The sequence below is a fragment of the Arenibacter algicola genome, assembly GCF_000733925.1.
GTDB lineage: Bacteria > Bacteroidota > Bacteroidia > Flavobacteriales > Flavobacteriaceae > Arenibacter > Arenibacter algicola.
Map to the genome: position 1 here is coordinate 1,731,049 of NZ_JPOO01000003.1, position 12,900 is coordinate 1,743,948.

Consider the following 12,900-nt stretch of genomic DNA (forward strand, 5'->3'; position numbering starts at 1 on the left):
AAAATTAATAGGGATTTGACGAAGCACACTAGAGAAGAGTGGATGTTACAGTTCCAATGGAACAGAACAACTTAAACTGCTTTAGCATTTAGTTATGCCGAAACTAATTCAGCACATGAGGTTGCAATCAGTCAAATCCTTCCTCGATATTTTTTCGCGTACAAAAGTACAAGAATTCTTGACGTAACTAAAAATGTTTAACAACAATTTTAAAATTGACCCTAAAAACCTATAAATCGTATTTTACGGTAAATAGGATATAACGGGGTTGAATGAAATAAGAGGAGGTCGTAAAAAATAATTCGTTGGTGCTATCCCTATTCAAGGTATCCGTTCCGAGTAGGTTGGTACCCTTTATTCCAAATTCCCAATGACTATCCCTTTTCTGATAACTGAGGTTACCTTCCAAAAAACTATAAGTATTGTCTATGGTGTTTTCTTTGTCCATATACTTATAGTAATCGTAGTCCAAGGTAAAAATGAAACTTTTTAGAAAGTTGGCGTCAAATTTGGCATAGGGTTGGTTGGTATAAAAGGTAGTATTCCTACCCCCATTATCGTAGTTATTTACGGTATATCTATAACCCACCTCCAAATTAGGGGCATTCCTAAAATTAGTGGCTAAAGAGGAATTATAGTTTTGTGTAAAGGATTCCGATCTCCTTGGCTGAAGGTCAATAATATTATTGGTAGCAGACCATGAAACATTTGCTCCCACAGAGGCCTTTATTTTTCCAAAAGTCCGTTGATATCTACCGTTGGCACTTAAGGATTCGTCTTCCAAATTGGAGTTAATGGTAGTACCAATCCTGTTTATTCCAATAATTTCAGAAGCACTTTTAAGTGCGTCTATTCGTTTCGTATAGGTAATATTTCCAAAAATATTGGTGAAATTGAACATATTAAAACTGAAGAAGTTCAATGATAGATTGTGGTTCAAAGCACTCTCCAAGTCCCTGTTCCCGGAATAAACCGAGTTGTAGTTATTGAGCACGTAGGCCTCCGCAAAGCTATTGACATCTGTAAAAGATCTTGATACCCTGTAATTAAATCGAATGTTTTCGGATTTTTTAAGTTGAACATTTATGTACAAATCCGGCAGCAAAGCGGTTAAATTATCCTCAACAGTAGTTCCCAGCTGTTCGTTTTTGGTACCGTATTGATGCAAGGTAACACCAGGATTAAAGGTGAATATCCCGGCTATCACCTTATAATGAAAACCCAAATACAAATCCGAAACATTATAGGTTACATCGTTGTTGAAGGCGCTGTCGGTAAAAGTCAATGGGGGGCCACCATCCAATATTTGAAAAATACCGGAATTAAAATTCTGATGGCTCTGTGTAGTACCCAGTGTAAAATTTAAATTACTCTTTTGGCCCGTTACCCAATAATAATCCAGCTTCGCGTCCACTTTATTGGTTATGGTATTATTGCCCTGATTAAGGTCATAGATACTCTGATCTTCATCTACCGGAAAAATATCGGTAAAGGCAAAATTATCCCTGATAGCATTATAAAATGGATCTTCATCCTGATAAATATGTTGGGCTTCAAAGGCAAAAATATTTTTTGAATTTAAAGTAGTATAATAAATATTGGCATTTTGATTCACGGAAATAGGCTTTTGCCTCTTAGTTTCCGTAATTTCATCAGTAATCGTGGAAATTGATATAACATTCTCAATTTCATCATCGTCAGATTGCTTCAAAAGTATGTCGTAATCAAATTGGAACCTGTCATTAGGCTTATACTTAGAACTAAATTTTGCCAATCCCAAATGAGCGGTTTGATCTGTAGACGTGGTAGCATCCTCCGTTTCGTTGGAGGAAATATAAACCCTTCTCGTTTGGTCTTCCATTAAGGTCCCGGTATAGGAATAAATACCAAATCCGCTCAAATCCCAATTTTCTTTGGGGGAATAACTAAAATTCACGGCAGCAAACTTGGTATCTATATTTTTTGCCCTATTGTTCTGAAGGCTGGAAAGTCCCAAGCCATCCCCTCCTATATCTATGGAGCTTCCACTTGAGCTGCCCAGATTTCTAAATCCTCCGGTAAAACTCTGGTAATCCCTTCTATTAAAGGGTGCTTCCCCAATATTATTGAGATCGGTAATAATATTAATACTATAATCAGGGCTATAAAAAAAGAGTTTTGGATGTGCCAGATAACTATCATTAGTACCATAACCCGCCGTTATTTCCCCAAACCAAAATCTCTTTTTACCCTGCTTCAACTTAATATTGAGCGCTACATTATCAGTATCATTGGTCAGGCCCTGCATTTGGGTTACTTCGTTAAAATTTCTCAACACCTCTATCTTATCCAATGCATTGGCCGGAATATTATCTGCCGCCAACTTTGAGTCCCCGTCGAAAAAATCCTTCCCTTCTACCATTACCTTGGTCACTTTTTTTCCTTCCACCTCTATTTGCCCATCATCATTTATTTCTACCCCAGGCAAATTGGCAAGCACATCCTTAAGCTTCTTTTCCGTACCTGTAACAAAGGAATCCGTATCATAGACTATGGTATCACCTTTCACCGAAATAGGCATCTCATAGGTAACTTCAACCTCGTCCAATTGATTGGTTTGTTCATAAAGAACAATGTCCTTATTTACATCGGCCGTAGGTGCCGTAAAAGAGAATTCTTCCGTTTTAAAACCCAAATAGCTTACGCGGACGTTAAAATTTGAACCCGCTTTTAAATTTAGTTTATAGAGTCCACTATGGTTTGTAATACCGTAAGATTCCAAGGCCTTGGTTTCTGTATTTATGGCAATGACATTTGCCATATCTACCCCCACTCCGGTGGAATCCTTAACAATTCCCGTAAGGGTAATTTCTTGACCCAAAGCTGCAGAAAAAGCAAAAACAGCTACTAGTACGGAATAAAAACATTTATTGTACATCTAAAAAAAATTAAAATATCTAATGGTTGATAATAAAAAAGCAAAGAACTAAGGCCTGCCACCGCCTCCACCTCTATTTCCACCTCCGCCGCCACCACGACGGAAATTCTCCCGCATTTCGGCCATCTTGTCCTTGGATATTTTATCATATTCCTCCTGGGTAACGTTCTTACCTTTACTTGGAGCCTTTATCTCCTTCTTCTCTGTTGGGTTGAGCACTAATTTTGTACATAGTATAACCGTAACATCATCCTTGACCTCCAGAATTAGGCCTGGTAGTCCCCAATATTCTCCTGGACCTTGATTTACCGGAACATCCGGGGCATACCAAGCGGTTATTTCAATTTCCTTTTCTGTAAATTCCTCCTCCTTATTTTCATCGTTGTCCGCTCCCCTACGAAAAATAGCCCTCATATTGGGCCTCTTAATGGTTCTGGTTGCTGTAGCCTTAAAAGCAGTATAATTACCGATCTGTTTTGTTTCTCCACCGAGTTTCCATTCCAAGATTGGCAATTTATCATCCACCAAAAAAATCTTTCCAAAAAGTTCATTTTTAACCAAATATCTACCATCCCTTACATCTTTATAATAATCACCTCCGGCTCCGCTCATCATTCCAAATCGCCCACCACCCCTTTGGTTGCCAGGCTGCTCCAATCTTTCCTCCTCCTTATAAATAGATGTGGATTTGTCAAAGGTTAAAATATAGGTCCGCTCATTGGCTTCCTTCATCCTTTGCATTATTTCCTTCTTTCTATCCTCCGGTATTTGTCTTCCGCCAAAATCCATATTAACAGTAGTCTTACTAAAATAGGTAGCCTCTCCCTGAAAATCCTGGGCATAAATTCCGAATTGGGATGCAAATAGAATCAAAAAGAAAAAATGGAAATTTTTCATTATTTTACATTTTATATCAAGTTTAAGACTACAACAATTTGATTTGGTTTAATCCAAAATCAATAAAAAATACAAATATCCTGTCCTGTAAGTTTTTTATCGGATTATCATCCAAAGATTTTAACATGCACCCGATATCTTGTATATTGTACCTCTTTATTACAAGTGCAAAAAACACTAACCATAATTACAAACCTATGCATATCGCCGTTGCAGGAAATATTGGGGCTGGCAAAACAACCTTGACAAGATTATTATCCAAACACTACCAATGGGAGGCCCAATTTGAAGATGTGGTTGACAATCCCTATTTGGACGACTTTTACAATCAAATGGAAAGATGGAGCTTTAATCTCCAGATATACTTTTTAAACAATAGGTACAGACAAATTTTACAGATAAGGAAGGGCGGCAAAGACACTATTCAAGATAGGACTATCTACGAGGATGCCCATATTTTTGCCCCCAACCTCCATGCCATGGGTTTAATGACCAATAGGGATTTTAGCAATTACACCAGTCTATTCGAATTAATGGAAACATTGGTACAGCCTCCAGATCTATTAATTTATTTAAGAAGTTCCATCCCAAATTTGGTGAATCAAATCCACAAGCGAGGACGCGAATATGAAAACAGCATTTCTATCGACTACCTAAGCCGATTGAACGAACGTTATGAAGCATGGGCGCAAAGCTATGAAAAGGGCAACCTCTTGGTCATTGATGTAGACAAATTAAATTTTGTGGACGAACCGGAAGATTTGGGCTTGGTCATCAATAAAATTGATGCCGAGATCAATGGCCTTTTTTAAACCACGAACCTAAGAAACCTTATAGGCAATAGAAAAATTACACCTGCAATAGTTCTTATCTTATTTCATCTAAAGGTCTTTGATCACAATTTTTTAAACCCACTTGATCATAAATGCCAGGAAGCAGGCCATAGCCATATTAAAAATATGCCTACAATTATAGCTATTCCAAAGGAAAGCGCAATCCATTTCGCCAACTGTTTGGTACCCAAAATTCCTGCCATAACACCCTTAAAAACCAAATTTGACAAGCTGGCCAAAAGTATAAGTTTCCAACCCGTAGACACGTTTAAGGCATCGATTTTAATTAGCTGCGACAAAGATAGGGTTATGGCATCCACGTCTGTTAGTCCGCTTATTATAGCCACAATATATAGGGCGTCATCTCCAAACTCCTCATTGGCAAATGCTACCGCCAACAATATGGCCCCGTAAAGCAACCCAAATACCAACGCACTTTTAAATTCGGCAGGGTTTTCCGGTTCAGGCATTGTATCATCCTTGGAATCCTTGTTTATACTATAGAACATACCCAGACAAATAAGTGCCATGACTACAAATTCTACCATTAATGGCAGTAGAATTACAGGTAATTTTTCTGGTATTACCACCCCTATCTCTACCATTACCCTGGCCAGGGATATGGCAGAAGCAACGGTGATCACAAAGGCCGCCATTTTGCTTATGGATGCCGTATCTACAGTTTTACGGGCATAACTAACGGTGGTTGCCGTACTACTGATCAATCCCCCCAAAACACCATTGGAAATAATCCCCAACTTTTTCCCGACAAACTTATAAATAAAATATCCCAAGACACTCAGCCCTACTATGAGCGTAATCATTAACCAAATGTTTTGGGGATTAAGCACGTTGTAAGGCCCATAGGTTTTATTGGGAAGAATGGGAAGCACTACCAAGGAAATTCCTGCAAAGGTCATAATAGCGGAAAGATCCTTTTCCTGTAGTCTATTTATAAAACCATGAAGCCTTTCCTTTACATAAAGAAGTACAGACATGGAAACCCCAATTACAATGCCCAACACCCTATCCCCCATTACCAAATAAGCACCAATAGCAAACATCAATAAAGCGGCCACCTCCGTTGTCTGCCCAACATCCGGATTAGTAAATACCTTTATCTTTATAAAATTAGCGGCCACTAGAAGGGAGGTTAGGGCAACACCGAGAACAGGCAAAATAAAAGGGTTTTGATAGTCCCTACTTAAAAACCCCGCCAAAACTCCTAAAATTGCAATCAGGGTAAAGGTCCTTACCCCCGCCAACTCACTATTTGCCTTTTCCCGCTGAAGACCAACCAAAAGGCCCAATCCGAAAGCAATGCCGAGTGTAGTTAAATCGTGATAATCCATTTGCCGTTAAGTATTAACAACTTAAAATGTAAAAACCCCGTTTAAACGGGGTTTTTAATATAGTGCCAAAATATAAGTTTTGCAACTTACTTTTTAATATCTATTTTTTCAATAACCACTTTTTTATCATTTTCACCGCTTACTTGAGTAGTCTTTTCAAATGCTTCCAATTGGGATTTTACTTCCGCCTGGGTTCCTTTGAAGGTTTTTTCCTCAGTAGTGGTTTCACCATTTACCGTAGTGCTATAAGTAATTACAGCCTGTGCCAAATCTGCTGATTCCACATTCATTTCAATCTGCACATCTTGCTCCACTACCCCTGTTTCCATATGTCCTCCCAATATTGGGGCGATTACCAATCCAATTAAACAGGTAAGTTTTATAAGAATATTCATTGAAGGTCCAGAAGTATCCTTAAATGGATCTCCTACGGTATCCCCTGTTACTGCCGCTTTATGGGCATCAGACCCCTTGTAGGTCATTTCACCATTAATTTCCACTCCAGCCTCGAAAGATTTTTTAGCGTTATCCCAAGCACCACCGGCATTGTTTTGGAATATGGCCCAAAGCACCCCAGAAACGGTAACACCGGCCATATAACCTCCCAACATTTCGGCGATCAATTGATTATCACTTCCATAAACCAATTTTCCCAAAAGCACAATAGCAATTGGAAAACCTATGGTAAGTATACCAGGCAACATCATTTCACGTAGTGCAGCCTTGGTAGAAATATCCACACACTTGGCATAATCAGGCTTACCTGTACCTGCCATTATCCCTGGAATTTCCTTAAATTGTCTACGAACTTCATAAACCATATCCATAGCGGCCTTACCAACAGAATTCATAGCCAAGGCAGAAAAAACAACTGGAATCATACCCCCTACAAACAACATGGCCAATACCGGGGCTTTAAAAATGTTGATTCCGTCGATCCCCGTAAAGGTTACATAAGCTGCGAATAATGCCAAGGAAGTCAATGCTGCAGAGGCAATAGCAAATCCTTTTCCAGTAGCTGCCGTTGTATTTCCTACGGAATCCAATATATCCGTACGTTCCCTTACAATTGGATCCTGCTCGCTCATTTCTGCAATACCTCCTGCGTTATCGGAAATAGGTCCGAACGCATCAATTGCCAACTGCATGGCCGTAGTTGCCATCATTGCGGAAGCGGCCAATGCTACTCCATAAAAACCGGCAAAGGCGTAAGAAGACCAAATGGCAGCAGCGAACAAAAGAACCGTTGGAAAGGTAGAGATCATACCTGTTGCCAATCCGGCAATTACGTTGGTTCCCGCACCAGTACTTGATTTTTGAACTATGGCCAATACCGGCTTTGTTCCCAGACCTGTATAATATTCGGTAACGGAGGAGATAACTCCACCAACAACCAAACCTACAACCGTGGCATAAAACACCCTTATAGATGAAATATCCTTTAAACCTTCACCGAAAAACTCCATTTGCATGGTTTCTGGCAACATATATTTTACCAATACAAAACAGGCAATCAAGGTCAACGCAATAGAAACCCAGTTTCCTACGTTCAAGGCACCTTGTACTTCTTTTTCCTTAGCCTCATTGTTTTTTATTTTCACCAACATGGTACCAATAATCGAAAAAATAATTCCGAAACCGGCTATTGCCATGGGCAATAAAATTGGCCCTATTCCACCAAAGGCATCCTGAATGGCACCTCCCATATCCTTAATAACATAATTACCAAGGACCATGGCCGCCAATACGGTAGCTACATATGATCCAAATAAATCGGCTCCCATACCTGCAACATCACCCACATTATCCCCCACGTTGTCGGCAATGGTGGCCGGATTACGGGGATCATCTTCAGGAATACCTGCTTCTACCTTTCCAACCAAATCAGCCCCAACATCGGCAGCCTTAGTATAGATACCTCCACCAACTCTTGCAAACAAGGCAATGGATTCCGCTCCAAGGGAAAAACCGGCCAATGTTTCAAGAACAATTGTCATGTCCTCTGTAGAAGTCCAAGCACCGTTCATAAAAAACTGAAACAATAGAATAAAAGCCGTAGTCAGACCCAATACGGCCAGACCTGCAACACCAAGTCCCATTACGGTACCACCTCCAAAAGACACCTTTAATGCCTGTGGTAAACTGGTACGGGCAGCCTGCGTGGTCCTAACATTTGTTTTTGTGGCAATTTTCATTCCCATATTCCCTGCCAATGCAGAAAAGAATGCGCCAAAAATAAAAGCTACTACAATTAGTATATGGGTAGTAGGCACTATAAAAGAAATTGCGGCCAATGCAACACTGGCCCCTATAACGAAAAATGTCAATAATTTATACTCTGCTTTTAGAAAAGCCAAGGCCCCTTCATAGATATAATCTGAAATTTCTTTCATTTTACCGTCCCCGGCATTTTGTTTTAATACCCAAGACCTTTTTACCGCCATAAAAGCAAGACCTACCAATGCCATAATTACTGGCAAGTAAATAATTATTGATTCCATTTGTTTGATTGTTTGTTATATATTTTGAGGGGCAAAAGTAGTAAAATATGGCAGAATAAAAAAAGCAATATTACTTCCGCAATATTGCTTTTTAACTTTTTAAAAAATTAAGGCTTAATACTTTATACTAACATCCTGTTTTGGCACGTCGCTATCCTTAAACCTCTGTATACATTTTGCCACAATTTCCCTAGCTTCCTGTTGCTCTCCCCAACCACCAACATCAACTTTTTTCTTTTCAAGATCCTTGTAAACTTTAAAGAAATGTTCAATTTCCTTTATTAAATGGGGATTTAATTCGCTTAGATCATTGATCTTATTCCAGATCGGATCGGATACGGGCACACAGATCACCTTTTCATCGGGTCCTTTTTCATCGGTCATATGAAATACGCCAATAGGCTTTACCTCCATTACACAACCGGGAAATGTTGCTTCGGTCACCAACACAAGGACATCCAACGGATCGCCATCCAATGCCAAGGTTTCTGGGACAAACCCATAGTCGGCCGGATACATCATGGATGAAAAGATCATCCTATCGTACCTTATCTTCTTTAGGGCAAAATCGTATTCATATTTGTTTCTACTACCCTTTGGTATTTCGATCAATACATCGAACGACGTAATATCTTCACTGCTCATATGGTTATGTTTAATCTTATAATTTTTCTAAAATAACAAATTAATATCAGGTAGCGGTCAAAAAAGTATATCAGAAATGAAATCCGAAAGACCCAGTTACCCCAAAAGACCTTGCACCAGGGTTTTCCAAATAATTTCCCCTAAAATTAAAATCTATCCTTAAAATCTTTAATATATTCCCCACTCCTACCGAATACTCCCAATATATCTTATCATTTGGAGCTATTAAAGGAATATTTGCCGGAGCGCTCAAGGCCCTGTTTTCATCCGAAAGTTCTCCCCAGACTCCTCTTAGGCCAATTATTTCCCTCAGGTTCCATTTTCTCATAAAGGGAATTCTGGAAAAAAACCTTCCATTAAAATTATGTTCCAAATGTGCCGAAACATAAGTATCGGTAACGAATTCATAAAAATCGAGATTCGAGAAAGTATTGTAAACAGAGAAAAATGTTTGATTTCCCGGAATGGCATTAAGCAATCCCAGTGGAACCTCTCCAAAGGTCTTCCCTGTCTCCACTGTACTTAGTAACCTGCCAAGACCACCCACCTGCCAAGGCTGTGTATAGCTGAACTGAACCTTTTTATAATCGAAATCACTATCCAAGAAATTTTTAACTCCATTGGTATAGGACAAAAACAAGGTACTGTAGTTATCGTTTACATCACGCCTTTCCACGCCGTTTCCTATGGTTTTCTTTCCCGGGGTATATATAAGAATGGTAGAAAGGTCAAATTGATTAATTTCCGACGATATCCCTGTAGGCGCGGAAGGATCTATATAATCCAAACTAAAGGCATCGGGCAAGGCAGAACTGAGTGTCCTATAGGACCCGCCTACTCCTATCCTAAGGTTAGTGACCGGTTCCAGCTCCAGATTAAAAGTTGTAAGATCTATATTGGTAAGGCGGTCATTGGAGCCAACGGTAAACACGGAAGAAGAGGCTATACTCCTTCCCAGCACATCAGTAGTAGCCGTTAAACTAATCCCCAATTGTTCTATATCCCTTCTTTTACCACCCGAAATTATAAACCTAGATTTTTTGTCCACCAGCCATTTTCCGGAAATCCCATATTTAAACTTATCGTCTCCAAACCCATAAGCCAGATAACCCTGCAATCGCCACGGATCATTTTGCCCAAAATAAGTCCGGGCCCCTGCCCTTAGTCGGACACCCTCCGCTTCATTATAGCCAAAAATACTGTACACATCCCCCAGGTCCAAATTCCATTTATCTATTTCCAGATATCCGGACCCCAGGATACTCACTATGTTATAGTAGCTTTTAAACTTGGGCACTGTCTTTAAGGTATCCAACAATTTATAAATCCCTTTTTCATCAGCATTTAAGGACTCCAATCTATTGGCTTCCCAAAAGTCATCTTCCTTATTCAAGACCAAAGGGTCAAATGGGTCGGTTTTGGCCTTATAAAATTCATTGGGTTTGGGCTGATCAAATTTATAATCCCCGTAGACCGTAGTCCTCTTGCCATATACCCCTCTTGAATTTTCCTTTTTATTAAAGCTAAAATCAGACAACATATAATCCCGGGTCAAAAGAAAAACCGAATCATTGACCACATCGAACTCCTGTTCAATATAAATTTCCTTTACCCAGTTGATATTGGCGCTTTTGGTGACGGCCAAATTTATATTCTTCACCGCATAGGTGGAATCGTTCACCCAAAAATCCCCTTTAAACGTAAGTTCATTTTTTCGCCTGGGATAATAAATAATATTATAACACCATTTATTATCTATAAAGGCACTATCCGCCAAGACATAATTGTAGGTATCCACACCTGTCTTAGACAATGGACTGGTAAAACTCTTGTCGAAAAATTTTAAATAATTATTGTAAATATCGTAGTCAGAATAAAGATCCTCAATAAAGGCAATTATAGCCTGATTATTGCTGAAACCAGAGTTCTTGCTCCCCAAAACATCTTCCTTTACCACGGCTGTCTCATTATTGCCATAGACCTTGGAAAAAGTTTCGTTCAAAAAAATGGGCAAATAGGTCTTCCCTGTTATCCGCGAAGTATCCAAATCGTTGAAAACAAATTCCAACCCCCTAAAAACCCTACTCTTCATTAGGGCACTATCTATAGTATTTAGATCGAACTCTACTTTCTCATACTTGTCAAACTGATATTGTTTAAACATATGAACCCCGTTCTTACGCTTTTTGGCCCATATTTTTTTAAGTATATCTATCGCCGGATTATTTTTTTTGTCGGTTTTGCCAAAATAAACCACCACCTCATCCAACTGTTCGCTGGACTCTGTGAGTACAACATTCATGTTATAGGTAACCTTAGTTGTAAGAGTTATTTCCTTGGTTTCGTATCCAATAAAAGACACCAATAAAGTAGTATAGGTATTCTCCGATTCCATATAAAACCTACCGTTGTCATTGGTTATGGTACCTTCTGAAGAATCCTTGAACAGAACATTGGCAAATGAAACGGGTTCACCCGACTCATCCACTACAATACCCCCAACCTTGGTCTGGGAAACAGAGTATTGAACAATAAATAGAAATAAGATTAAAAGGATTCTTGTCATTTTCTCATTTAAAAAGACTTCTAATAAAAAAGCACCTCTCCATTATAGCAAGGAACCGAACGTATAGACGTAACCAAAAGTCCATACTTACCCTTTTAATTAGATTTATAATATAAAAGCTCCGTTAACCCAAAGTCAACGAAGCCATAACATCATTTTTCAGATATGTATTATAATTTGTACATAACCTTCTTTACCGCCTTAACAACATCCTCATGATTAGGCAACCATTCTGCCAATAGCACTGGGGAATATGGTGCGGGGGTATCGGCCGTATTGATCTTGACGATCGGAGCATCCAAATAATCGAATGCGTTGGACTGAACATGATAGGTAATCTCAGTGGCCACATTGCCAAAAGGCCAAGCCTCTTCCAAAATAACCAATCTATTGGTTTTCTTTACCGATTTTAAAACCGCCTCGTAATCCAATGGCTTAACCGTACGTAAATCAATAATTTCTACACTAATATTTTCCTTGGCCAATTCGTCGGCCGCTTTATCCGCTTCCTTAATTATTTTACCAAAGGAAACAATGGTGACATCCGTACCTTCCCTCCTAATATCGGCAACACCTAATGGGATGGTAAAATCTCCTTCGGGCACTTCGCCTTTATCGCCGTACATTTGTTCCGACTCCATAAATATTACCGGATCATTATCACGTATAGATGCTTTCAAAAGACCCTTGGCATCCCTTGGATTGGAAGGAACCACCACTTTTAGCCCAGGGCAGTTGGCATACCAACTTTCAAAAGCTTGGGAATGCGTTGCTGCCAATTGACCCGCAGAGGCAGTTGGACCGCGAAAAACAATAGGACAATTAAACTGGCCTCCGGACATTTGTCTGATCTTAGCTGCGTTATTGATAATTTGATCAATACCTACCAATGCGAAATTGAAAGTCATAAATTCTATAATGGGCCTATTGCCGATCATAGCCGACCCTACACCAATACCGGCAAAACCAAGCTCGGATATAGGGGTATCTATTACCCTTTCAGGTCCAAATTCATCCAACATTCCTTTGGAAGCCTTATAGGCTCCATTGTATTCAGCAACTTCCTCACCCATTAAATAAATGGTCTCATCCCTCCTCATCTCCTCGGACATTGCCTCCTGTATAGCCTCCCTAAACTGTAGTGTTTTCATCTTTAAAATGGAATCTTTATGTTAAAATGCTTAAAGCG

The 12,900-nt window shown here is 39.4% G+C and carries 8 protein-coding genes; 1 reads left to right on the forward strand and 7 read right to left on the reverse strand.

Annotated features, from left to right (window positions below):
- Positions 1 to 229: 229 nt before the first annotated feature.
- Positions 230 to 2,917: a TonB-dependent receptor gene (locus tag U735_RS0118020; RefSeq protein ID WP_031445161.1), complete on the reverse strand. Its 2,688-nt coding sequence runs from the start codon at positions 2,915 to 2,917 to the stop codon at positions 230 to 232.
- Positions 2,918 to 2,965: 48 nt separating this feature from the next.
- A complete protein-coding gene (locus tag U735_RS0118025; RefSeq protein ID WP_031445162.1) occupies positions 2,966 to 3,814 on the reverse strand; it encodes a GLPGLI family protein in 849 nt (282 codons plus the stop codon).
- 197 nt (positions 3,815 to 4,011) lie between these two features.
- On the opposite strand from U735_RS0118025, the gene U735_RS0118035 reads away from it, so the two are divergent.
- Positions 4,012 to 4,626, forward strand: coding sequence for a deoxynucleoside kinase (locus U735_RS0118035; RefSeq protein WP_031445163.1), 615 nt, complete (start codon positions 4,012 to 4,014; stop codon positions 4,624 to 4,626).
- Positions 4,627 to 4,733: 107 nt separating this feature from the next.
- On the opposite strand, the gene U735_RS0118040 is transcribed toward U735_RS0118035, so the two are convergent.
- From U735_RS0118040 to U735_RS0118060, 5 genes are all read right to left on the reverse strand, one after another.
- Positions 4,734 to 5,999 carry an MgtC/SapB family protein gene (locus U735_RS0118040; RefSeq protein WP_031445164.1) on the reverse strand — a complete coding sequence of 422 codons (1,266 nt, stop codon included), beginning with the start codon at positions 5,997 to 5,999 and terminating at the stop codon, positions 4,734 to 4,736.
- Between the two features lie 86 nt (positions 6,000 to 6,085).
- A complete protein-coding gene (locus U735_RS0118045) occupies positions 6,086 to 8,500 on the reverse strand; it encodes a sodium-translocating pyrophosphatase (protein ID WP_031445165.1) in 2,415 nt (804 codons plus the stop codon).
- Positions 8,501 to 8,614: 114 nt separating this feature from the next.
- Positions 8,615 to 9,145: an inorganic diphosphatase gene (locus tag U735_RS0118050; protein ID WP_031445166.1), complete on the reverse strand. Its 531-nt coding sequence runs from the start codon at positions 9,143 to 9,145 to the stop codon at positions 8,615 to 8,617.
- Between the two features lie 70 nt (positions 9,146 to 9,215).
- Positions 9,216 to 11,711, reverse strand: a complete 2,496-nt coding sequence (locus U735_RS0118055) for a DUF5686 family protein (protein WP_031445167.1) — start codon at positions 11,709 to 11,711, stop codon at positions 9,216 to 9,218.
- A 170-nt stretch (positions 11,712 to 11,881) separates the two neighbouring features.
- The gene (locus U735_RS0118060; protein ID WP_031445168.1) at positions 11,882 to 12,862 is read right to left on the reverse strand and encodes a pyruvate dehydrogenase complex E1 component subunit beta; all 981 of its coding nucleotides are present in this window, start codon (positions 12,860 to 12,862) and stop codon (positions 11,882 to 11,884) included.
- Positions 12,863 to 12,900 lie beyond the last annotated feature (38 nt).